General features: G+C 41.0%; 17 protein-coding genes. 12 read left to right on the top strand and 5 right to left on the bottom strand.

Annotation, left to right across the window (positions count from 1 at the left end):
- Window positions 1–160: 160 nt before the first annotated feature.
- Window positions 161–2,032 carry a hypothetical protein gene (locus SAE01_RS15535; RefSeq protein ID WP_147204706.1) on the bottom strand — a complete coding sequence of 624 codons (1,872 nt, stop codon included), beginning with the start codon at window positions 2,030–2,032 and terminating at the stop codon, window positions 161–163.
- Window positions 2,033–2,305: 273 nt separating this feature from the next.
- Window positions 2,306–2,512, bottom strand: a complete 207-nt coding sequence (locus SAE01_RS15530; RefSeq protein ID WP_147204705.1) for a YwbE family protein — start codon at window positions 2,510–2,512, stop codon at window positions 2,306–2,308.
- Between the two features lie 423 nt (window positions 2,513–2,935).
- On the opposite strand from SAE01_RS15530, the gene SAE01_RS15525 reads away from it, so the two are divergent.
- The 3 genes from SAE01_RS15525 to SAE01_RS15515 all read left to right on the top strand — a co-directional run bounded on the left by SAE01_RS15525 (window position 2,936) and on the right by SAE01_RS15515 (window position 5,802).
- A complete protein-coding gene (locus tag SAE01_RS15525; protein ID WP_147204704.1) occupies window positions 2,936–3,463 on the top strand; it encodes a gluconate 2-dehydrogenase subunit 3 family protein in 528 nt (175 codons plus the stop codon).
- A 42-nt stretch (window positions 3,464–3,505) separates the two neighbouring features.
- On the top strand, window positions 3,506–5,206 hold the full coding sequence (locus SAE01_RS15520; RefSeq protein WP_147204703.1) for a GMC oxidoreductase: 1,701 nt from the start codon (window positions 3,506–3,508) through the stop codon (window positions 5,204–5,206).
- Window positions 5,207–5,610: 404 nt separating this feature from the next.
- The gene (locus SAE01_RS15515; RefSeq protein ID WP_147204702.1) at window positions 5,611–5,802 is read left to right on the top strand and encodes a hypothetical protein; all 192 of its coding nucleotides are present in this window, start codon (window positions 5,611–5,613) and stop codon (window positions 5,800–5,802) included.
- Between the two features lie 42 nt (window positions 5,803–5,844).
- On the opposite strand, the gene SAE01_RS15510 is transcribed toward SAE01_RS15515, so the two are convergent.
- From SAE01_RS15510 to SAE01_RS15500, 3 genes are all read right to left on the bottom strand, one after another.
- Window positions 5,845–7,185 (bottom strand): vanadium-dependent haloperoxidase, encoded by a 1,341-nt coding sequence (locus tag SAE01_RS15510; protein WP_147204701.1) that lies wholly within the window; start codon window positions 7,183–7,185, stop codon window positions 5,845–5,847.
- Window positions 7,185–10,538 carry a VCBS repeat-containing protein gene (locus SAE01_RS15505; RefSeq protein WP_147204700.1) on the bottom strand — a complete coding sequence of 1,118 codons (3,354 nt, stop codon included), beginning with the start codon at window positions 10,536–10,538 and terminating at the stop codon, window positions 7,185–7,187. The genes SAE01_RS15510 and SAE01_RS15505 overlap by 1 nt, the downstream gene beginning before the upstream one ends.
- Window positions 10,539–10,715: 177 nt before the next feature.
- Window positions 10,716–11,600 (bottom strand): AraC family transcriptional regulator, encoded by an 885-nt coding sequence (locus tag SAE01_RS15500; protein WP_147204699.1) that lies wholly within the window; start codon window positions 11,598–11,600, stop codon window positions 10,716–10,718.
- Window positions 11,601–11,869: 269 nt separating this feature from the next.
- Between SAE01_RS15500 and SAE01_RS15495 the strand changes: the two genes are divergently transcribed.
- The 9 genes from SAE01_RS15495 (at window position 11,870) to SAE01_RS15455 (ending at window position 25,040) form a co-directional block, all read left to right on the top strand.
- Window positions 11,870–15,031: a SusC/RagA family TonB-linked outer membrane protein gene (locus SAE01_RS15495; RefSeq protein WP_147204698.1), complete on the top strand. Its 3,162-nt coding sequence runs from the start codon at window positions 11,870–11,872 to the stop codon at window positions 15,029–15,031.
- Window positions 15,032–15,043: 12 nt separating this feature from the next.
- Window positions 15,044–16,747: a RagB/SusD family nutrient uptake outer membrane protein gene (locus tag SAE01_RS15490; protein ID WP_147204697.1), complete on the top strand. Its 1,704-nt coding sequence runs from the start codon at window positions 15,044–15,046 to the stop codon at window positions 16,745–16,747.
- A 35-nt stretch (window positions 16,748–16,782) separates the two neighbouring features.
- On the top strand, window positions 16,783–17,928 hold the full coding sequence (locus SAE01_RS15485) for a glycan-binding surface protein (protein WP_147204696.1): 1,146 nt from the start codon (window positions 16,783–16,785) through the stop codon (window positions 17,926–17,928).
- A gap of 21 nt (window positions 17,929–17,949) precedes the next feature.
- Window positions 17,950–19,500, top strand: a complete 1,551-nt coding sequence (locus SAE01_RS15480; RefSeq protein ID WP_147204695.1) for an IPT/TIG domain-containing protein — start codon at window positions 17,950–17,952, stop codon at window positions 19,498–19,500.
- Between the two features lie 262 nt (window positions 19,501–19,762).
- Window positions 19,763–21,589 (top strand): sodium:solute symporter family protein, encoded by a 1,827-nt coding sequence (locus SAE01_RS15475; protein ID WP_147204694.1) that lies wholly within the window; start codon window positions 19,763–19,765, stop codon window positions 21,587–21,589.
- Window positions 21,590–21,684: 95 nt separating this feature from the next.
- Window positions 21,685–22,902 (top strand): glycoside hydrolase family 130 protein, encoded by a 1,218-nt coding sequence (locus tag SAE01_RS15470; RefSeq protein ID WP_147204693.1) that lies wholly within the window; start codon window positions 21,685–21,687, stop codon window positions 22,900–22,902.
- Between the two features lie 21 nt (window positions 22,903–22,923).
- Window positions 22,924–24,141, top strand: coding sequence for an AGE family epimerase/isomerase (locus tag SAE01_RS15465; protein ID WP_147204692.1), 1,218 nt, complete (start codon window positions 22,924–22,926; stop codon window positions 24,139–24,141).
- Window positions 24,142–24,402: 261 nt separating this feature from the next.
- Window positions 24,403–24,603, top strand: a complete 201-nt coding sequence (locus SAE01_RS15460) for a hypothetical protein (protein WP_147204691.1) — start codon at window positions 24,403–24,405, stop codon at window positions 24,601–24,603.
- 125 nt (window positions 24,604–24,728) lie between these two features.
- The gene (locus SAE01_RS15455; RefSeq protein ID WP_147204690.1) at window positions 24,729–25,040 is read left to right on the top strand and encodes a hypothetical protein; all 312 of its coding nucleotides are present in this window, start codon (window positions 24,729–24,731) and stop codon (window positions 25,038–25,040) included.
- Window positions 25,041–25,122 lie beyond the last annotated feature (82 nt).

The raw sequence follows: 25,122 nt of genomic DNA, 5'->3' as shown, positions 1-25,122 counted from the left end.
GGTTAGGATATAGTTATAAGTTTTAGTCACATTGAAATAGCTCGTTTTTGTTTTGGTACCTGCATTTGAACTACCAATGAATCATGGTTGCGTCGCTTTTCGTTCATCAGCAAACCAATGCGCATCTTTTTAGATGCAATTCTCCGTTGCAAAAAAGTTATCACTCCTGATTTTTTTGTCCCGTTCCTTCAGTACCTGTCATTCTCTTTTTATCGGTGCCGGTGCTCTTATACTCCTGCCCCTTTTTTGGGCCAAAAAACATTTTAGCCATTTTAGTGACCTTGTTTTTCGGTTGATCTTTCTTCTGATCGTTACCCATCATTGCAGAAGACATACCGTCTAGCATTGCGCGCCATTGAAAACCAAAAAAAGATTCTTTGGGGTCACGTATCACATTTATAGGCCCTTTTCTAAAGTCACCGTTCTCTTTTGGGTTATCATTAGGCAAAGCGATGTTAGACACAAAACTTACTATGCTTCTTTTTTTTAGCCTGCCATCATCCTTCTTCTTAAGCAGGTTTATTTTGTAGTCGGTGTAATACATGTCAATGTTGCCTGTGGCTTTGTATTCATCTGCCTTCAGATCGAGGTGCATTTTCTGTATGTTCATCGACTTTACCTGCGTAAGTGCAAGCGGCTCTGACAAAGCATTAAAAGCTGTCCCATCCATTGCTCCCATAGTTGATGAAGCAGTATATCTTCCGTTTTTATCTTTCAGGTCGAGTTTGTACACGCTATGCAGTTTTCCACTATTCATCACGTTACAATCGCTTACTAACGTTGTGTACCGATTGGCGTTCTTCGCCGCAACATTGTTGGTGATGTTCGTATATACCGAGCTTACATTGTTCATGCTCAAGTAGGCCTCCTTGTCCGCACTTTCAGTCACTATTCTAAATTCCATATCCCCATTCTTGACGCGCATTTTCTTGATGGTAACATCGAAGGCGAGCTTTTGTAATAGTTCATTCGGGTACTTGTCGCGCCTGTTTGGTGGAGTTCTTAACGGCCATTTATAGTTCGTATAAAACTCGGCCCATGCATAATCAACATCTACCTCCGGAATGTAAATCTGCTGGCGCCTGGTAAGTTTATCAAGGTCAATGTCGCGCATTACAATTCCCGTATTCTTTAAATGATATCTATAGTTTGCTTTCCCAGCTTTTACAGCCTTTACAAATGCTGATTTACTAAGTGTTGGTATTAGCTCAAATGATCCAATAAAGACCTTGCGTTCCGATGGTATTATTCTTATGTTCCTAAAGTCAACAAAGTATAGTTTGTCTGCCGTCACAATTCTCTGGTGTGCTATTGTGGCAATAGCTAAACCACCACTCTTATCTCCTTTGTTCGCTAAGGCATCGGTCGAGATGTTGCTGATAATAAAGTCAAGATTTTTCAGCCTGGTAGTTCGTGGACTATTGCTATTGTTGTTTTTATAAAGAAGGGTCGCGTTGGTCATATTCATCACGTCGATCTTTACATCTGCAATGGCATCAAAGTCAACTGAAGTAGAAAGTTTTTTTCTGAGGATAGAAAACAGCGAGCGATGATCGGAAGTATCCTTGTAATTCCTGATTTTATTGTTGATAGTCATGACAGGATTTATAACAGACATCTTACCAATATGCATTGCCGTTTCACCCTCTATTTTCTTAAGACCTATGTTCTGTATAATGATCTTGTCGACTTTCATATCTACCACATTGTTTGGTAGCTTTTGATCTCTTCGCAGTCTTTCAATGATGCCTGGATTAGGGGTTAATTTGAGGTTGTGTATTTCAGCATACCCTTTATCAATTTCTACATTCAGCTTTCCATAGTCAATGGTATACATACTGTCAGAAAGTTCGGCAACTGCTTTCTTTAGCTGGGGTTCGGCTTTCTGCTCGACGATCTGCTCCACCTTAGAGTTAGGCGATTTTACATCCTTCTTTAAGTAATGCCATGTAGCTATTCCGCCGCCTATAATAACTCCGATTATGGCCATTGCCCATATTGCTTTGTTAGTACGTTTATTGGGACCACTCATTGTACTGTTTTTGTAACAAGTCCAATGATCATACTACATTCACTTTATTTATAATAAGTATGTACGGGGTTGAGTGTAAGTTGTATAGAACTGCCTAAGCCAATTACGGGAAGCAAGCTTAGGATAGTATAAAAGCAATATTTGCAGAAAAAAATGCACAATAGCCAAAAGAAGAGGGTAGAATAGTCACGTAAGGACTAAGGCATTGTTACAAGCGTAGTGTAATTAGTAGAAAGGATTGAATACTGCTATCCAAGCACAAACAGGTTGTTCTTATTCCGGGTCTTCTTCAATTATTTCTTGTACGCGGCCAATTTGTCCATCCTCTAAACGTACTTTAATTCCACGATGATGTCTTGGTGCACTTGTCAGTAAATCCTTAACGATTCCTTCGGTAAGGATGCCGGTTCGCTGGTCTTTTTTAAGAATAATATTTACCAACATTCCCAGTTTAATGTCTGCCCTGATTGTACCGTCCATTTCTGAATTTTTGTTAGGAGCAAAGGTACAGTGGTTTGATAAACTCTAAGTGTAAGCAAGGGTAGTAAGACGGGATCATGTTGTCTGCCATCCAAGAATTTCACAATGTTTTTCATGTCTTGTCTTTGTATTGACAGCTTTCGAGTTTTTAGAAAAAAGCTTCAAAAAAGCTTAAATGTAGGAGGAATAAAAACCTGGGAATTCGTAGCGGCAAAATGATCTTTTTAAACGCAACGTAAAAAAAGTTCCCGGAGGATTTGCCGCTGAACGGAATGCGTCGCAACAATGATCCATCTTGCTAACAGCTGGTAACCAAACGACTTTCTTCGTTTCAGGTTGGCCTTTTAATCAAGTCATTTTAAATCTTTCATTATATTCAACTCGCGATGTAGATTTCTTGACCTTTAAACTCTTGCCACAAAAATGGAACGTCGTGTTGCCGTTAAAAATTTAGTGTTAGCCGCTGGCAGTGTGATTACTCTGCCGTCCTGGATGAAAGCTTTTGGAGCCGGTAGTCCTACTCATCTTTCCTCCTTTTCTGCGAGCGAACAACAGATACTTGCTTCCATTACTGATACCATTATTCCAGCCGGTAATTCGATCGGCGCATTGTCAGTCGGAGTAGATAAGTATTTTCAGAAAGTGGTAGATGACTGCTATGAAAAGGCTGACCAGGAAAATGTAAAAAAAGGTTTGCAGCAACTGGAAGCCGCTGCGCAAAAAGAGTACAGTAAATCGTTTACCAATTGTAGCCAGCAAGAACGGCAGGCGCTGCTGGAAAAGTGGTCGAGGTCGCAGGATAAAAATGAGAAAGAATTTTTCAACCTGGTAAAAAGAGAAACGATTCTTGGATACAATACTTCACAGCAGGTGTTGGCTGGAATACTTAATTATAAAGTTGCACCCGGACATTATTACGGTTGCGTGCCCCTAGCCCCTAAAGCGGGATAAAAAAGTAGAATTATATTGGTTTGAAAATGTAAAGGCATAAGCATGAGTAACATTTTAGATACAGTAAAAAACAGAACGTACGACGCCATTGTTATCGGATCGGGAGCTAGTGGTGGATGGGCGGCGAAAGAACTGTGCGATAAAGGATTGAAAACACTGGTACTAGAGAGAGGGCGTGATGTAAAGCATGGCGTAGATTACCCTGCTGCATCAAAGGCGCCCTGGGATTTTGAGTATCGAGGTGCAGTGACCTTACAGGAAAGAACAGCGTTTCAAGGTTCGAGGTTTTTAAGGGCAGAAACCCTGAATTGGGCAATGAAAGATGATGAGCAACCTTTTATCCAGGAGAAGCCTTTTAGGTGGGTTCGGGGTTATCATATGGGTGGAAAATCCTTGTTGTGGGCAAGGCAAACACAACGTTGGAGCGATTATGATTTTGAAGGTCCGCAGCGCGACCGCTTTGCTGTTAACTGGCCCATTCGTTATAAAGATCTGGAACCCTGGTACAGCTACGTTGAAAAATTTGCAGGAGTTGCAGGTGATAGAGATGGCCTGACTGTACTTCCGGACAGTGAGGTAATGCCGGGATTTGAGATGAGTTGCATTGAGCAATATTTCAAGGAAAATATAAAAAAGCATTTTAACGATCGCGATGTTATAAAAGGCAGATGCGCACATCTAACAGATCCACAACAAATACATACACAACAGGGACGCGGTAAATGCCAGAACCAAACAATGTGCAACAGGGGTTGCTTGTACGGCGGTTATTTTAGCAGTAATGCATCTACTTTGCCCTGGGCTCAAAAAACAGGGAAGCTTACGTTGCGTCCGCATGCTGTTGTTCATTCAATTATCTATGACGACAAGAAGGGTAAGGCAACCGGTGTCAGGGTGATTGACTCAACGACAAAAGAGATGATAGAGTTTTATGCATCTATCATTTTTCTGAATGCCTCTACGCTTAACAGCAATGCCATTTTACTAAACTCTACTTCGCACCGTTTTCCTAACGGTTTAGGAAATGACGGAAATGTGTTGGGTAAGTTTATTTCGTGGCACAACTACCGGGGTAAAGGAGGAGCCGAGTTTGAAGGTTTTAAAGACAAGAAAACAGATGGTCGAAATCCAAGCAATGCGTACATGCCGCGGTTTAGAAACGTGCTGAAACAGGAGACGGATTTTTTACGTGGTTACGCAATCGGCCTGGGTGGGGGAAGGGGAACCTGGACAGATACCAGTAAGATCGGAGACGAGCTAAGAGAAAATATTCAGCATCCGAAATGGGGCAACCGGCGGTTGAGTAGTTGGATGATGGGTGAAGTGGTTCCGCTTGAGAAAAATCATGTTCGTCTTCATGCAGATTTAAAAGATAAATACGGCATTCCACAATTGATCGTGTCTTGCGAATGGAGCGAGAATGATGATAAGATGGTGGCCGACTATATCGAACAAACCAAAGAGATGTTTTCCAAAGCAGGGTTTATCAATATCAATGCTGAAGATACTAAGTCCCCTCCTGGTGCTGATATTCATGAAGTGGGTGGAGTGCGCATGGGAGAAGATCCAAAAACATCAATGCTTAATAAATGGAATCAACTTCATGCCTGCAAAAATGTAATTGTAAGTGATGGGTCATGTATGACGTCTACCGGAACGCAGAATCCTACCTTAACATTTATGGCCCTTACTGCGCGCGCTGCCAACCATGCGATTGAGGAGTTGAAGAAGAGGAATATATAGATGTAGATCGCTTTTTTGCTAATAATACCTTACCTGTTTGTTATGATCAAGTTTTGTTTTTCTTTTTTCTTGACAAAAAAGAAACAAAAAGTCAAGACTGCATAAAAAAGGCTAAAAATTGCCAGCTCGGGCTAAAATGAAATAAGTCACAACGTTAGAATAATATCCACCTAAGTATGACTTACAAACAAGGTAACATTCTTAAACTGCAGTAACATTTATTTCATTTCTTAACGCCCGAGCTGGTAATTTTCTTAACGCCTTTGTTATGAGGTCGGCTAAGTGTTAAAGGAAGTAGCGAATTGTAAACTGTTTTCTAATTAGCCTGAGATTACTAGTTCCTTGGCAAGGCACAATTTTTTACAGTTACTAAAACAACTAATAAAAAGATTAAAAGTTATTGTATGTCTGATTTCCACGAACACCGCGCTGAAAAAGACTCTTCATTAAGTACGCTAATACTGGTAGCAGTTATAATTCTCGGGCTAATGTATTTCCTGGCGAAAGGCTGTACAAACAGTGATGAGCATGAAGCTGCACCTGCCCATCACACGAGCACTACGGTTACAACTAGTTTCCAAGAAAGGTTATTGTAATAGTTTGATGAGAATCGAACTTTGATGTTTACAAAAATTGCATCAGTTTTTGTTCAAACCAGCTACTGCAGGCGATTTGCTTTCAACTCGATTAAGCACCCATTCACCAACGGCTAAGCCTTGTTTACGGCCATTGTCAACGGCATCCATAAAATGAATGCCTCCGTAAAAGCGGGAGATGCCAGCTTCTATAGCTGCTTCCTGGAAAGATTTGAACTTGCGGGACGGTAATCCATAAGCTTCTTCCGAAGTATCATTATAATGAAAGTTATTTCCGAAATAATGAGATAAGATGACTGCCGACGCTGCCGAAATAGTAGAGTGACCACTTAAGTATTCGGGGAACGGCGGCGTCTGAAGCAGAGGCTTATAGTTTGCATCAATATATTGCCGAATTGCTGTTTCAGGTCTAATTCTATTACTACGAAATTTTTCATCCCAGCAGCAAATAAAACCATCCATTAGTGCAAGCGAAACCATTGCATGAACTTTCATAGATTTTGAAAAATCTGCCTTAGAATCTTTGCAGGCAATACCTGTAATCATAAGCCAATGTGCACCTGGAGACATCTTTTTTCTGCCTGACATTAGATGCCCATTGTCTTGCAATGCAAAGGGATTGCAATCCCAGAAAGCTGCCGCCTCCCTATGTTCTTTTGATAGATGGTTGCTCTCAGTGTAGTTATAATTGAGCATCTTAAAGAACGGCGACCTTTTATCAGTTGAAAAAGCAACAGGTGGGGCCGGCTTAAATTGAATACATGTGTCAAGTGTGAACGAGCGAACAGTATTGAAATAAGGTTCTACCGGAGCGAAAAAACCAGGCGGGGTCGGATACCAGGTACCCGGGGTTTGCAGTGGCGTATACCTTGCGTAGTTACTAATCCTGTTGTACTTATCTGCCTTTGCATAGGCAAGCATCGCTTTGCTAACAGCTCTTGCGTAGGTTGTAGAATTTGTAATGATGTCTTCGTCCAGGCCTTTTTTTCGGCATGAGTCTAAAAAGTTCACTTCAAAAGAATCGATATAAGCACCGGAAGGTTGCATTTTCTTAGCAGTCTCCATCATCGCCAACAATGCGCTTAATTGAGTAGAATAACCTGTTATACTATCCGGCTTTGTTAATTTGGGATAATTATTTAAAACGCCGGCCATGCTCTTATACGCTTTATCATTTTGAGAAATAACCTCGTAACCGGCAAGGGTAGCATAGGAAAAAAATCTTGCAGCAAGTGGTGGATTAGTTACATCATGAACCATGATGTCTGTCATCCGGTTGATCACTTCACTAATTTGTGCTGAACTAAATTGTAAATCTTGCTTTTGTTGCTGGCAACTGTATAGAAGGGGAATGAATAACACCAGGTAAGACAGCTTTTTCATTATCGTACTTTATAAGCTTTTATAGGCATTTGGTTCACACCGAACAACAGCGTATTGTTCATTTGCAAAATACTTCTAACATCACCTGTTATATTAAATCCGGATTGCCGCTGTTGTATGTAGGTGAAGTTGCCTTTACCGTCACCTTTCAAAAGCGTTCCGTAGTTGGCGTCATACTTTCCAAAGCGTAACCTACTCTTGCCAATATTGCCACCTAACACTATATCAGTAGCCCCATCATGGTCATAGTCCAGCGCGGATAGAGCAAATACCGGCGAGAATTGCGCCTGAACAGGTAATGTCATTTCTTTAAATTTACCGTCAGCACCTCCCTGGAAGTACGCCGTCTTAAGATAATTGGAAGATAGATGTCCTGCACCTTCCAGTTCTTGCTCAGTAAAAATATCCTTCAAGGAAGCATCTGAATAGCTGTTGTAATCGGCAAAGCGAACACGGGTCATACTAATCTGGTCAAACAATTCGTCTCGTGTGACGTAAGGATAACTTTTATGCTGAATATAAAAGCAGAGAATTGGGTCAACTGCGCCATTGTCGTCGAAGTCTTTAAAATACATTTCCGCGGGCTCTTTATCGGAAGCAACACATTGCGTATTTAAACCCTGGTTTCCTATTACGAGGTCTGGATGATTATCGTGGTTAAAATTGCCAACAAGTAATTTGTTCCACCAGCCGCTGTATTTTTTAGCGAAGTACGTATCAGTCTTGTCGGAGAGTTTGCCGCTGTTGTTGGCGAATACGGTCACAGGCATCCACTCACCTACAATCACCAGTTCCTGTTTATTGTCGCCGTTAAGATCGTACCATGCAGCATCGGTTACTAAACCAATATGTTCAAGCGCAGGTGCAATGGCCTTGGTTTGATCTGTAAATTGTCCTTTTCCATTATTGATAAGAATATAACTTCTTGGAAGTTCCGGGTACCTTCCTGGTATAACTCGTCCACCTACAAACAAGTCAGGCGAACCATCTCCGTCTATATCATTTACTCTTACGCAACTGGTGCTGGTGAGCATAGCAGGTAAGGCATTGTTACTTTTTGTAAAGTTGCCTTTGCCATCATTTATATACAGCTTGTCCTGGAGGGCAGGATCGACAGGCGTGAAATTGTGATACCCACCATGAGCAACGTATAAGTCTAGAGCCTTGTCGTTGTTTGCATCAAAAAAAAGGGCATCTGTATTCTCGCTGTTTTTTTCTGTTTCAAAATCTTTGTTGGCCTGTAACGTAAATGATCCCCCTTTTTGCTGTACATATAAGGCAGCTGATTGACCACCTGATCCACCAACAAAAAGATCTTCGAGGCCATCCCCATTTACATCACCTTTCGCCAAACAAGGACCTGAAAACGAAAGCGGGTTAATCATGAGCGGCTGCCTTTTAAAGTCGTTGATAGGATTCTTTGTGGGAATAAAAGGGAGGGGAGAAGGCGCTTCAGCGAAAATAGAATTGCTTATTGTCGGCCCCTGATAAATAGAACCCGCATTTTTTTCTTCAAGGGTTAGTACTTGTCCCGGTTTTATGTTTTGCAGCAGCTGTTGTTTTCCCGTTAGCCAAACTACTCTTAGCGAGTCAATGGTTTCTGTTGTGCTGCCTAGGCCAAAATTCAACACAGCAGACACACTGGATTGAAACCCGCGACATGTTGATTGCTCCTGGTATTGTTGCTGCGTCCTAGTGAATACTGTTACTTTAGCACCGATGCCTTCTGTGTTTTTACCTGCACCGACGAGTTTTACCTGCAAATATTTGTTCTTCAGTTGTCCCTGAGCCTCGTTCTGGTAAACAAAAGCTGGCTCGTTAATATTGTTTGCGACCAGGTCAAGGTCTCCATCATTATCAAGGTCTGCATAAGCAGCGCCATTACTATTTGATGGAACATCAACACCCCAGTTTTTACCCTGGTTTTTGAAATGTAGATTTCCCGTATTTTGAAAAATGTAGTTAGTTACGTTTGAAGAAGGAATTTTCGAAATGAGGTCCATTACGCTCTGAGGCGTAACCCTTCCGTTGAGGTATTGAAAATAGGAGCTTTTGAATTTGATGAAATCCATGTTGGTGAAGTCTTTCAAAAAGCCATTTGTCACGAAAAGATCTTTTAGTCCGTCGTTATCAAAGTCACCCATCAAAGGCGCCCAACTCCAGTCGGTGTTTGATATCCCGCTCAACTGCCCGATTTCGCTAAAAGTTCCATCTCCGTTGTTCAACTGAAGCATGTTCCGCATATACTGGTGACTAAAACCAGCATGCACGATCATATCAAAGTATTCGTAATTGTCAGGCCCAAATAATAGTCGCTGGCGTTTGTTGTCCTCGGGCAACATGTCGAGACTAACAATGTCGGGTAAGCCGTCGTTATTCATGTCAGCAATATCATTGCCCATTGAGTACAGTGAAGTATGTCCTATACTGCTTTTTAATTTGTCGCTAAAAGTGCCGTTTTTATTATTGATCCATAGATAATCCGGCGCGGAGTAGTCATTGGATACATACATATCCGGCCAGCCATCCAGGTTCATGTCGGCGATGCCAACACCCAGGCCATAAGAAAAGGCAGATTTGTTTAAGCCTGCAGCTGTCGAGACATCTTTAAATTTACCGTTATTGTTTTGGTACAACTTGGCGTGCATGTTCGGCTCGGGCTTTTTCAAGATCTGCTGTATCGTTGCCTCATCAAGGTGACTAAAAGGTGAGGGGTTGTGATTAAGCAGAAACATATCAAGATCACCGTCGCGGTCGTAATCAAAAAAAGCAGCTTGCGTACTAAAAGCTGTATCGGCCAGCCCGTATTCTTTTGCCTGGTCAATAAAGGCAGGTGCCCCATTTTTTCCAACTCCCTGGTTAATTAATAATTGATTTGCCCTCGCACTTCCCGGTAAAGGCCCTGAATAACATTGATAGATATCGGGCAAGCCATCTCCGTTTACATCCGCCACAGTTGTGCCGGTTTTCCAACTATTTGCCGCACCTTGTATACCTGAAGCAACAGAGACGTCCTCAAATTTCATCTGCCCTTTGTTCAGGTACAATCGGTTGCTTACCTGGTTTCCCGAAAAATAGACATCCTGCAAGCCATCTTTATTAAAGTCCCCTATGGCGACGCCACCACCATTATAGAAATATGGGTACGACATAATGTTGGCGTAAGGAGTCTCGGTTAGGGCATTATTAAAACTAATATTGGTTTTTTCGGCAGGAAGTAAGGTAAATAACGGCGGACCTAATTGTTCTTTTGCGTTCGAAGTTTCATCCTCACCAGTATTGTTTTTGCAAGCAGGAATCACCATTAGCATGGTGGCAATAACAACAAGTAACCGGTGTGTAAAGAGATGCATCGTCAGGAATTAATAAGCGATAAAAATAAGCACCATTTTACAGGGCTAAGGTTAATGAGTTGAAAAAGCTTGCTTTAAAGATTTTTAAGGCACTTTTTGTTTTTGGAGAAAATATGAAGAAGAGCAAAGTGAGACGGAGTAACATTTAAGCTCAAGGCAATCAGATATATCTAGCCATTATATGAACGTTCTTATGCCCGAAGAGGTATAGCTCTGCCTAAACTCTTTCGGGGTGCAGTCTTTTTTCTTTTTAAAAATCCGGTTGAAGTTTGACATATTATTGAAGCCGCATTTATAAGCCACCTCCGTAATACTATGCGTGGTATCAATCAACATTCTTGACGCATTTCCAAGGCGTACTTCATTAATTGTATCGACAAATGTTTTACCTGTTCGTGCTTTGAAAAAACGGCTGAGCGCAACTTCTGTCATGCCTGCTATTTTTGCTGCGTCAGTTAGCGAAACATCTTTGTCGAAATTGTTATTGAGATAATTCATTATTTTTTCAATTCTTCTGCTGTTGTACGAAATGGTTTCAACAGCATTGAAAGATCCATCAGACAAAGTTTGAATATTGCGTGAAATAGATAGATCATGCAAAATCGACATTAGTTCCAACACAGAATCAAAACCGTGTTTTTGTGGAAGTTCAATTAGCCTCGGCAAAATCGCCTGGCAAGTTTCTTTTGTAAAGCATACTCCTCTTAACGATCTTTCCAAAAGGCTTCTGATGAAGCTCATCTGGTTTCTCTGCAAAAATTTTTCGTCAAAAAGGTCCCGGTGAAACTGGATGGTAATTTCCTGTATCTCCTCACTTTTACATTTATGAGTAAACCATCCGTGCGGAAGATTTGATCCCACCAACACAAGTTCAAGTTCGCCAATTTCCTCAATGTGATCTCCTATAACCCGTTTAGCTCCTTTTCCATTTCTGATGAAATTAAGTTCAAACTCTTCGTGGTAATGCAATGGGAAATCGAACTTGTCTTTAATACGTGAAAACAGGGTAAAGCAATCACTGGAAGTAAGCGGAGTAATTTCTCTTAAAAGTTTAGATGGCATAGCTTCTGGTTTCGAACAACTGTTATACGGCTATAAAAGTATGTATTTGCTTTTGAATTTCATATAGGTTGTTACCGGCTTAATTATTGGAGTACTAATATAATTTCAACCATGAAAGTTTAATTAGTATTAAAAAAGGTTTAAAAAGAGGCAGTTGTAAAAGTTAAGGATAATTAAATATTATAAAAAACATCTGTTATTGATAAAATAGTATCAATTACTCGAGGCAATTACACATAGTTTTGGCAAAACAAATTCAAGTTTGCTATATGTTTAAAGATGTACTCCAAAGGGGGCTGCTTTTATTAGTCAGTATTCTCTTTTTTACCTCTTCCTGGTCCCAGGGAAGAACGGTTACCGGAACTATTTTGGATGATAAAAACGCTCCACTTTCCGGTGCAACAGTTACAGTTAAAGGCACCACAGTAAGCACAAGTACAAACCAGGAAGGAGCATTCAGATTGCAGGTTCCGGGAACAGCAAGAACACTTGTAGTTTCATTTGTGGGTATGCAAACTAAAGAAGTCGGTATTGGAACAGGAAGTGCTCCGATAAGTGTATCTCTTACCGGCGGTGCGAGCACTTTAAATGATGTAGTGGTAGTCGGATATGGACGGTCAAGAAGGGCCAACCTGACAACAGCGCAAACATCGGTAGGTGCAAAAGAAATCGAAAGAACAGTAAATACAACTATTGAGCAGGCTATTCAAGGTCGTGCTGCTGGTGTATACGTTACACAAAATTCAGGTCAACCGGGTGGTGGTATTTCTGTATCAATCCGTGGGGTTAGCTCAATTAACAATGCTACTGAACCATTATACGTAGTTGACGGTGTTCAAATACAAGGCAGCAGCAGCGGAAACTCATCGGGTAACCTTGCAGGTCTCAACCCTTCAGACATTGAAGACATGCAAATATTGCAAGGTCCTTCTGCAACAGCGATCTACGGTTCTCGCGGAACTAATGGCGTTGTATTGATTACAACAAAGCGTGGTAAATCAGGTGAAGCAAGAATGACTTATGGTTTTCAATATAATATTCAAACACCCCCAAAACGCTTTGAAGTAATGAATTTGCAGCAATATGCGCAAATGCAGATAGCTTATAAAGCAATCGCTGGCGGTAATGTAAGAGGTGAGCTACTTGATCCATCTCTTCTTGGTCCTGGTACAGATTGGCAGGGTGAGTTATTTAATAACGCAGCAATGCAAAAGCACCAGTTAAGTTTAAGCGGTGGTAGTAACAATACTACTTATTATATGTCTGGTGAGTATTTGAATCAAGCAGGTGTCGCGGTTGGTTCTGGTTTCGATAGGTATAGTTTCAGGATTAACCTTGATACAAAGCCAAGAGAGTGGATTACTATAGGTACCAACCTTAGTTTCAACCAAACCAACGAAAAAACAACAACCAGCCAAAACGGTCTTATTTCAAGTGCAATACAATTAAGCCCTGAGGTACCGGTTAAAAATATTAACGGTTCATGGGGCGGTGGAGATTTATCTAACCCAGCTCACCAGTTTGCACCAGTTAACCCGATCGCTATCTCTACTTTAACAACTAACTCAAATAGCAGAAAGCAATTCTTGGGTGGACTTAACCTTGGTCTTAATCTGACTAAAGGGCTTACGTTCCGTACTTCGTTAAATACAAATCTTGGTTACGGCGGATCAACATATTTCCAACCTACTTACGCAATTGGTTGGGCTATCAATACTACTGCCGCTCTTGAGAACGGTACAAGCCAAAGCACTTATTGGAACTGGAACCAATTACTTGAGTACACTAAGCAAGTTGGTAAACACAACGTTGGAGCGATGGTAAGTCATGAGGCCCAGGCTTCTACTTATAAAAACGTAGGTGGTAGAAGAACAGGATTTCTTAGTAACGACATCTTAGATCTAACTGCAGGTAATGCAACAACAGCAAGCAATACAGGTGGATCAGGACAGTGGGGTATGGAGTCTTACTTAGCAAGGGTTAACTATGGTTATGATAACAGGTATCTATTAACTGCTACTTATCGCAGAGATGGATCTGTTTATTTTGGACCAGAAAAAAGATGGGGAGCTTTCCCGTCTGTATCTGCAGCATGGAGAGTATCGCAAGAAAAGTTCTTCAATGTTCCAGCTATTAGCGAGCTGAAATTAAGGTTAGAGACAGGTCTTACAGGAAACCAGGGTTTCTCAAGCGACCCAATTTATTCGCCACTTGTTGCAGGAGCCAGCCCTTGGGGATCAAGCTTTTTGCCATCTGTGTATCCTAACAAGGGACTTCAGTGGGAAGAAACAAATACTAAGAATATAGGAGCAAATCTTGGATTGTTTAAAAACAGGATTTCTGTTGACTTTGATTATTATGTAAAGAACACAGATAACATGCTTTTATCGGCTTCTATTCCATGGTACATGGGTTCTAATGGTACAGCAGCAGTGCAACCGCCAACAGTTAACGCGGGTTCTCTCAAAACAAAAGGATGGAGTTTTACTTTAAATACAACTAACGTAAGTACGAAAGATTTCAAGTGGGAAAGCAATTTAAACTTGTCACACTTTAAGACTACGATTACAAGTTTAAATAATAAGAACGGGTTTTTAGAGCGTTCATCATGGTGGTTGAACCAGGCAGATCCTTGGTCACAACGTTCTGCAGTTGGTCTTGAGCCTTGGTTAATGAGAGGTTATATTGAAGAAGGATTGTTTACTTCTGTGGAAGAAATCAACAAGAGTGCAGTTCCTGTTGATAACAGTGGTAACAGGCGTCCAACTGCCCCTACAAACGGTATCTGGATAGGCGACATTAAGTTAAAGGATGTCAATGGCGACGGTAAAATTACCAGTGATGACAAAACGTATATTGGTAACCCATGGCCTAAGTTGTTCGGTGGTTTCACAAACTCATTTAGCTATAAAGGATTTGACCTGAGTGTACTGATCACAGGTACTTACGGAAATGATATTTACAACTTTATGGCATGGGAAAATTCAAACCCAAACAATATCAACCTTGGTCGCAACATGATGTTGCACGCATACGATTATGCAAAGTTAACTACAGATAAAGATGGTAATCCGGTGCTTGCAAATCCGGGTACGGATGTAGCGAGAATAATCTCTGGTGTTGACGTAAATGGTAACTATGCTCGTCAGACAAGTAAGTGGGTAGAAAGTGGATCTTTCCTTAGGCTCAAAAACGTGTCTTTGTCCTATAACCTTCCTACATCTTTAATCTCTCGTCAAAAATTGGTACGTGGTGTAAGGGCAACATTTGGTGCTCAGAATTTAGCAACTATAACAGAGTACTCTGGCTTCGATCCTGAAGTGGGTGCATACACAGGTGTGAACGCTGGCAATAACGGTCCTATCGGACTTGACTACGGTCGCTATCCTTTGACTCCTATTTATACATTTAGCTTGAATGTAAATTTTTAAAGAATTAGAAAAATGAAGAAGATTAGTTATAAAATGTATTTGATTGGCTTAGTAGCTCCAATCATATTTCTTTCGGGTTGTAAAAAAGACTTCCTTGAAAAGCCACCAACAGACAGAATTACTGACGCCAGTTTTTATAAGACTGACGAGCAGGTGTTGGCCGGTACAGCCGGACTATACAATAAAGTATGGTTTGACTACAATGACAAAGCGTCCTACAACATCGGTGACTTCAGATCAGGAACGACGTTCTCTGCCTATAATGACCGTGGTAATGTATTGTTTAATACTACAGCTGAAAATGGAGAGAATAACGCTTCATACCGTTCGTTTTACCAGGTAGTTGCGCAGTCTAACCTTACTATCATTAATATTAATAACAATGCAGGAGAGGGCGTTTCACCTACTGTTAAAAAAATGGCCATTGCAGAAGCAAGGTTCATGAGAGCTTTAGCTTACCGTTATCTTGTTATGAACTGGGGTGAAGTACCTGTTATTACAAATAACCTTGAGGTACTAACTGATACATCTCTTGTAAGAAATACTGTACCTAGTATCTGGAGATTTATTACGCGTGAAATGCGCGCAGCTGCAGAAGATTTACCAGCAACAGCCGCCCAACCTGGAAGACTGACGAAGTGGTCTGCAGAAGGTATGTTAGCCAGGTTTTATCTTGCAAGAGCAGGTGTAGAATCAACCGGCCCGACAGGAAGAAATCAAACTTTTCTTGATAGCGCTAAATATTATGCGCAAGACGTTATTGCTAATAGCGGATTGCAATTGTTAGCTAAATATGAAGATCTCTTCAAGTATCCTTATGATAACAATAAAGAGTCTTTGTTTGAACTGCAGTGGGTATATCAGCCCGGCCAGTATGGTGCACAAAACAGCACACCTGCTTACCTTAATTTCAGTCCTGATATCGCTAACGGAGATGGATGGGGTGGTGATAAAGGTGCAACATGGTGGATGTTGAGTCAATACGAAGGAATGCAAGCTTCAGGTGATACAATGATTAAAGGCCGTACACTTGACCAGAGGTTGAAGGCTACTTATATGTTACCAGGGGCTAGCTATCCTGAGATTACTCAAGCAATGCCTACAGGTAAACAAAAATTAATTTTCCCTTACGTTGCTGGAGATGTAAATTTTGCCAGCATTAAAAAGTATGTGATTGGTAAAGCTGAGGATGTAGGCGGACAGGCTGCACAACAGAATTATCCAAACGATACATACATGCAGAGACTTGCAGAATTGTATTTAATTTATGCTGAAGCTGTTCTTGGAAACAATGCTTCTACAACAGATGCAACAGCGTTAGAATATTTCAACAAAGTGCATACAAGAGCAGGACTTGCTGCTTACACGCTTACAAATCCGGCTACGGGTGCAGCTACTCCACTAACTTTTGACGTTATATTTAAAGAAAGAGTTCTTGAGTTTGCTATGGAAGGAATGGCTTGGTACGATTTAGTAAGGCTGCATTATTATAATCCTCAAAAGGCATATGCAATCCTGAATAGCCAGGATAGAGGGTTCTATAATATTACTCCTGATGTATTCCCTAACCCAACTCAGTGGACAATTAAAAAGACAACCTGGGCGACTACAGATAGAAAGGTTAATGCAAATGCAGGCAATTTCCGCCTTCCTATTCCGTCTGCCGAAATTACACAGGCACCTAACCTAACGAGACCTGCTGTTGAATATCCATAAGTAATTAAAGTCACTAATAAAAATTTGCAAGTCAAATGAAAACATTAAATAAAACAATATTACTACTTATTATAGCCGTGGCTATGGTAGGTAGTTTTGCCGGGTGTAAAAAGGAAGATCTCCTTAATGGCGGCCAGCCAAGAATTAATTATATCAGAATAACAAATCCTGCTTCTTCTGACTCTTTGTTAGTAGGTGCTGCACAGGGAAACCTAATAGCGATCGTAGGAGAAAATTTAGGCGATGCAAAAAGCATCTGGTTCAATAATCAGCCAGCTACTTTAAACCCGACTTATATTACAAACACTTCGATCCTTGTTAATGTACCGGCCCCAATTCCAACGGTTATCACTAATAAGCTAAAGATTTACTTTGCTAATGGTGATTCTTTGTTGCACAACTTCCAGGTGCAAATTAGTAAGCCTTCTATTACCAGTATGACTTCTGAGTATGTAAATACAGGTGATGTTGCTACTATTAACGGAAACTTCTTTTATGCGCCTTTAACCGTCAAATTTACTGGTGGTGTAAGTGGTGAAGTGGTTTCTGTTACTGATAAAATATTGCAGGTAAGAGTTCCTACTGGTGCTCAACCGGGACCTATTACTATAACTACCAACTTCGGGGAGACTAAATCTGATTTTTGGTTTAGAGACGATAGAAACATTTTTATCAGTAGCGATCCGTTTGAAGGCTGGAATACCAAATCCTTTGTAGTTACTGATCCGGGTCCTGGAGATCCTCCTAAAATTAACGGCAACTATATTCGTGTTACAAGGAAGTTAGGTGATTGGCCGTACACAGAAGTTGCTGACGGACCTGCATCTGCAATGCCAATTCATAGTAAAAGAATTCCTGATGCTGCCATACTTAGCCCAAAGGATTACAACCTGAAGTTTGAGATAAATACTCTTAAACCTTATAATGCCAACATTATTAAGATTAATGCTGGTACTAATGTTCAAGACAATGATAACTACCAATGGAAACCGCCGTATGACTCCAAGGGCCAATGGCAAACAGTAGTTATACCTTATGAAGAAGTAATCGCTAGCTATAAAGTTAGACCTGTGGTAGATCCAAATGGTTACTGGTCAATGTTGTTAATCCACGGACCGGGAGCGTTAGATGCGGATATCTGTTTTGACAATTTTAGAATCGTTCCAAAAATCAATAAATAATTTTTATAAGTAAAACGTAAAATGATCAAGATTTTTAATACCAAGTTACTTGCATTGGTTTGCTTTATAATGGCAATTGGGCTTGCAAGCTCATGTAAAAAGAATAACGACATTGTATCAGACCAGGTTCAATTGTTAAGCTTTGGTCCAACTGGTGCATTGATCGGAGATACATTGAGTTTTATCGGGCACAATTTAGATGCGGTGACTGAAATTGCCTTCACCGGCAATGGTGCTGTTGTTCCTAAATCTTCTTTTATCACGCAAACATCTGAATTGATAAAGTTGATTGTACCGAAAGCTACAGAACAAGGTTTTGTAACACTAAAGACTACGAAGGGAGACATTGTTACAAAAACAAAATTGAATTTGAACGTGGCATCTATGGTGACGTCTGTAACAAAGCAGGCACGTCCTGGGGAGACGATTACGATTACCGGAGACTACCTCAACTGGGTAACAAGAGTAACCTTCGCGAAGGACAAAAACGTCGACACTTTTGTTAGTAAGGCGATAGATAAACTAGTGGTTAAGGTACCTATGGATGCTGAAACTGGTCCTTTGGTAATTAGTTACGGTGGAACAAAGCCACTTCAGGTTCAAACGACTGATACTCTAAAGGTTACTTTACCTGTAGCTACTTCGGTTTCACCTAATCCTGTTAAGCATCAAACAAACCTTACTATTACAGGTACAAACCTTGACCTCGTAAAACAGGTATTGTTTACAAGCGTAACTGCGCCGGTAACAACCTTTGTTAGCCAATCTGCTACGCAACTAGTGGTTAAAGTACCAGCAAGTGCAACAAAAGGAAAAGTAACGTTGGTGGCGGCTTCAGGCGTTCAATCTCCTTCATCATTTGATGCAGATGTTGTACTTCCCACTATTACTTCTATGGCGCCAAGTCCGGTTGACATCGGTGCAAACCTAACCATTACCGGAACCAATCTGGACGTGGTGAGTGCAATTGCTTTTGTCGGAGCTGCTAATCCGGTTACTTCCTTTGTTAGTCAAACAGCAACACAGATTGTAGTTAAAATACCACCTGCTACTGTAACCGGTAAGATAACGTTGTCTGTTGCGAACTCTACCTTATCTGTTAAATCTGCAAATGATTTGCCTATAATAGGCTCTTCTGTACCACCAATAATTATTTATGATGATGCAATTACTAGTGCATGGAATGGTTGGATTGGTGGTGGATGGGGCGGTTCAAAAGATTTGAATAATACCTCACCTGTAAAGTCTGGTTCTAAATCGGTAAAGATTGATTATACCAGCGGTGGATACGGCGTTCCGCTTCAATTAGGTGGTGCTAATATTTCGCTTGGTGGTTATACATCTCTAAAGGTTTCTATTTATGGAGGCACAGGAAGCAATGGTAAAAGTATAAATGTTGGTTTCAACGAGACTGACGGTAAGACTATCAGCATTGTGGAAGGTCAGTGGACAGATTTTACTATTCCGCTTAGCCAAATTTCCTCTGCTGGAACCCTTACACATCTATACCTGAAAAATTATTCTGCTAGTGGAGACTTCACAGTATACGTGGATAATTTAGGGATATATTAAAGTATCTCGCTTCTAAGAATTTTTCTAGATACCGACCAACGTATTTTTATACTGGTTCATTTCAAGTTGAAATGAACCAGTTTTTTTTAAAGCAATAGGATATGTTGCTTTTTTTATTCGTTGACTAGTAAGGGCAATAGAAATTAGTGAAAGTGGGATTGTTATTGCGGCTGCCGCTTTAAATTCTACAGCACAAGAGTGCGACGCAACGGAAGCAATATAGAAGTAGATATGCCGGGTTCAAAAAAAAGATAAGCAATTAATGAAGCTACAGTTAATAGACATTTTAATCATGGTTGCTTACCTGGTATCCATGCTGCTGATTGGCGTATTTATGCGTAAAAAAGCGAGCAAGGATAAAGAGAGTTACCTGATGGGCGGAAAGAAACTACACTGGTTTTTATTGGGGATGAGCGACGCCTCTGATATGTTTGATATCAGTGGTACGATGTGGATGGTTGCCCTGTGTTTTGTCTATGGCTTTAAGAGCATTTGGATACCTTGGTTATGGCCAGTGTTTAACCAGATTTTCAACATGATGTTTCTATCAAAATGGTTGCGAAGATCAAACGCTGATACCGGTGCTGAATGGCTGGCCACGCGTTTTGGAGTTCGAGGCGCAGGGGTAAAAGCATCACACAATATTGTGGTTGTTTTTGCCTTAATCGGGTGTCTTGGATTTTTAGCTTACGGCTTCGTAGGCCTGGGTAAGTTTCTCGAAATATTTGTTCCCTGGAACACTGTACAGCCTTATGTGCCTTTTCGTATAGGTCCTGAATATGTCGCTCATTTTTATGGAATTGTTTTTACCCTGTTCGCTATGTTTTACTCCATTTTAGGAGGCATGCACAGCATCGTTATTGGCGACCTGGTAAAGTACATTATCATGAGTATTGGGTGTGTCGCGATTGGTTACATAGCTATGAAACATTTACAAGGACAAAAGCTGAATCTGCCTAAAGGCTGGGACAGCCCTTTCTTTGGTTTGAATTTAGATCTTGACTGGCGCAACTTGCTTCCGGCTGCTACTAAAAAAATTGAAGAAGATAAGTTTGGACTGTTTGGTGTCTTCTTTATGATGATGTGCTTTAAAGGAGTGTTGGCAAGTTTAGCCGGTCCTGCACCTAACTACGACATGCAGAAAGTGCTGTCAACCAGGTCTCCCAAGGATGCTTCAAAAATGACCGGGTTTGTCTCTATTATTTTGCTGCCTATCCGTTATACTATGGTTATTGGTTTAACTGTTTTAGCGATGCTTTATTATAATCAGCTAGATCTTTCTGTTCCCGGAGGAGGGACAGATTTTGAGCGGATTCTTCCGGGAGCTATCAATAACTTTCTGCCGGTCGGCATTTTAGGAATAGTATTAACGGGCTTGTTAGGAGCTTTTATGGGCACTTTTTCAGGAACGCTAAATGCCGCCCAGGCCTACATTGTCAACGACATTTATTTGAAGTATCTTAATCCTGAGGCTCCTAATAGAAGGATTATTTACATGAATTATATCACTGGGATTGTGGTGGTTGCGGTGGGAGTTACCATTGGCTTTTTTGCAAAAGATGTAAACAGCATTTTGCAATGGATAGTAGGTGCTTTGTACGGAGGTTATATCGCTGCAAACATGCTGAAATGGTATTGGTGGCGTTTTAATGCAAGTGGTTTTTTCTGGGGTATGATGGCCGGTATTGCGGCGGCGCTCGTATTTCCTTTCATTTTTACGGGACTACCACTGTATAATTGGCCACTGTTGTTCCTGATATCCGTTGTGGGATGTATTGTCGGAACCTATGCTGCTCCTGCCACGGATATGAAAGTATTGAAAAAGTTCTATAGTACTGTACGTCCATGGGGATTTTGGAAACCGGTACATGCCCAGGTGGTTGCAGAGAATCCGGGATTTGTACCAAACAAAAGATTTAAGCTCGACATGTTTAACGTGGTGCTGGGAGTTACCGCGCAAACGGCTCTCACAATTTTACCAATGTACCTGATACTGTCGATGAAACTCCCGCTATTGGTTACGATCGTATTGTTGGTGGTTATTGCTTTGATCCTAAAAAAGACATGGTGGGATAAATTGGAAGATTAGAGAAAAACCAGGTAAACAGTTCTGTTGGGTGACGAAAAATAAATAAAAAAACTTGCAGCTTGAGGCTAACAGCTTGCAGCCAAAAAAAGAACCACATGAGTAACAATTATGAAAAAAGACTGCAGGGTTTGCAGGAAGCCCACAGCAAATTGATAGAAAGGCCGAATAGAAGAGAGGAGTTAGGTAATGGCGTATATGAAAGATACCAATACCCTATTCTAACGGGGCAGCATGCTCCCTTGACGTGGCGGTATGATTTCAATCGCCAAACCAATCCTTACCTGATGGAAAGGTTTGGAATAAATGCGGCACTAAATGCAGGAGCGATAAAATTCAACGGTAAATACCTGGTTGTTGTAAGAGTTGAAGGAATTGATAGAAAGTCGTTTTTCGCTGTTGCAGAAAGTGATAACGGTATTGATAATTTCCGTTTTTGGGATCGACCTATAACAATGCCGGAAACGGAAAACCCTGCTACTAACATCTATGATATACGCGTTGTACAACACGAAGACGGCTGGATCTACGGTTTGTTCTGTGCGGAACGCCGCGATCCTAATGCTCCTGAAAGCGACCAGTCATCTGCAGACGCCCAATGTGGCATAGCACGTACCAAAGACCTCATCGATTGGGAGCGTCTTCCTGATCTGAAGACGCCTTCACCACAGCAAAGGAATGTCGTTTTGCACCCCGAGTTCGTAAAAGGAAAATATGCATTCTATACGCGTCCGCAAGATGGATTTATTGATGCAGGTAAAGGTGGTGGAATTGGTTTCGGCCTTGCCGATTGCATGGAAAATGCCGTGATAAAAGAAGAAATTGTAATTGACAAAAGAGTGTACCATACGGTGTACGAAGCAAAGAACGGTTTAGGTCCTGCCCCAATTAAAACGAGTGAAGGCTGGCTACATTTAGCGCACGGCGTTCGCAACACTGCTGCCGGTTTGCGATATGTGCTGTATATGTTTATGACCGATCTGCAGGATTTAACGAAGGTGATACATAAACCTGCGGGCTTCTTTATGGCGCCTGAAGGACAGGAAAGGGTAGGAGATGTGTCGAACGTATTATTTAGCAACGGCTGGATAGCAGATGATGACGGAACTGTCTTTATCTATTACGCTTCCTCCGACACGCGTCTGCATGTAGCAACTTCCTCTATCGATCGCCTTGTTGATTATGTCGTCAATTCTCCTGAAGACGGGTTTCGCTCTGAGCATACGGTTAATACAATCAATAAAATCATCGATCGAAACCTTGCTATTATGAACAGGCAAAATGATAAGCAGTATCACCAAATGAAAATGCATTAGAAGATCAAACGCGAGAAGGAAATGAGGGAGTTTTTAATTAACTACAGGAACGAGATGCAGCAGGAGCTGAATCGCATTCTTGCGTACTGGCTTACCTATTCTATTGATCTGAAAAACGGTGGCTTTTATGGACGTATAGATAACGCAAATAAGGTTGAGGAAGACGCTCCAAAAGGTTCGGTACTGAATAGCAGAATTTTATGGACTTTTTCAGCTGCGTATAATCTTGTCAAAAAACCTGCTTACCTCCAAACCGCTGAAAGGGCTTTTAAATACATCAGTTCTTATTTTATTGACAAAGAATTTGGAGGCGTTTACTGGACGATCGACTACAGGGGAAACGCCCTGGATACAAAGAAGCAAATTTACGCCTTGGCTTTTGCATTGTATGGCTTGAGTGAGTACTACAAAGCAAGCGAAGATGAAAGGGCCAAGCAGCTGGCAATAGATCTGTATAAGTCAATCATCAATCGTAGTTACGAGAAAGTTTACGGTGGATATATTGAAGCCCTGACAAGAGACTGGAAAGAAATAGAGGACCTCCGTTTGAGTGCAAAAGATTCGAACGAGAAGAAATCGATGAATACACACCTGCATATTTTGGAGGCCTTTGCGAACCTTTATCTCATTTGGCCCAATGCTGTTTTAAAGCAAAAAATCGAAGAACTAATCAACATCTTTCTTGATCACATTATTGATAAAGAGACGAACCATCTCATTTTGTTTTTTGATGAAAAATGGAACAGGAAGTCTACTACAATATCCTTTGGACATGACATAGAAGCTGCCTGGCTGGTTCAGGAAGCTGCTGAAATTATACAGCAGGCAGGCCTGGTAGAAAAAGTGAAAGCAAAGTCAATAAAAGTTGCTGAAGCGGCTGAACGGGGATTGGACGCAGATGGAGGTTTGTGGTACGAAAAGGAACTGCCATCAGGGCATCTCATTAAAGAAAAACATTGGTGGCCCCAGGCTGAAGCGATGGTTGGTTTTTATAATGCCTACCAGGCTACAGGCTATCAATCTTTTCTTGACAAATCCTGGAATAGCTGGAAGTTTATTGAGCAGTATATCCTCAATAAAAAAGACGGCGAATGGTTTTGGGGCATCAAAGAAGATTACTCTGTGATGCACGGCGAGGATAAAGTGGGACTGTGGAAATGCCCGTACCACAACAGTAGAGCTTGTATAGAACTTTTAAAAAGAATTCCTGAAGTGATTTCAGAGAAAGTGAATTTATAAGAAAGATTTTTTGTTGCCGGACTCTTGTCAAGAACTCAAGACCGTTGCGTTGCACGCTTGTACTATTAAACATTTATCAGCCTTTTTCCCCAAACACGAAATATCATTCGCGCAGCAGTTGAACCTTATAAACTTCACCTTTTTGTCGACTCGGGAAGCATGATCAATACGGATATAAAAGCACAAGTGTGCGACGCAAGAAAAGTTGGTACCGAAAACTCCTGCTTGTAACCAAAAAAACAAACGAAATAAAAAAGTTGTATGAGAAAATGTATCGCAGCTTTTGCATGTATGTGTCTGGTTTCCGCTACGGGATTTGGACAGAGTTATGCCTATATCAACATTGCATGGAGACAGGGACAGCTTCGGCTTCCACTCATCCCAACTCCCAACGATTTCCTTTGCAATGAAAGCAGTAGTGCCGCACACGATGTTTTAATGTTACGGCTGTACAAGAAATAAGATGTAGGGGTAACGGTAGTCATGACTTTTAATGTTAAAATATTTCTTGCCCCCTCATAGTAGCAAGAAAAGATGGCATACAATTTTTACTATCTAGTTATTGTTTCATGCAAAAAGTAAAAATTATGTCAGACACAAATAAAAGCTTAGACAGCCAAAATGATAACGATTTGAACTCGTCAGTAAGTGGACCAAATACGGGTCAGTTAACAGGAGATACGGTAACTGTTCAAGGCACCACCTTTACAAAGGAGGAAATCGAACAAGCTAATAAGCCTCAGCCAAACGTAATTCTAGATAAAGTAGGTGGCCCTAATACCGAAACAACCAGGGACAACGAGAGAGTGAACCCGAGAGCGAACGAAGCACCCGATTCCACAGATACAAATACCGGTGGTTTAGTTGCCGGAGGAGCAAAAGGCGCTAACCAATCTTAATGCAGGAAGGTGCATAAGCTTTAAAGGTTTTATGCACCTTTTTCTATTAACTCCAGATTTCATTCCTTGTAGTTCTTCATCT

Origin of the sequence: Segetibacter aerophilus, from assembly GCF_007991655.1 — a bacterium.
Lineage (GTDB): Bacteria > Bacteroidota > Bacteroidia > Chitinophagales > Chitinophagaceae > Segetibacter > Segetibacter aerophilus.
The sequence above is the reverse complement of the archived record's forward strand: the minus strand, read 5'-3'. Positions and strand labels throughout refer to the sequence as shown.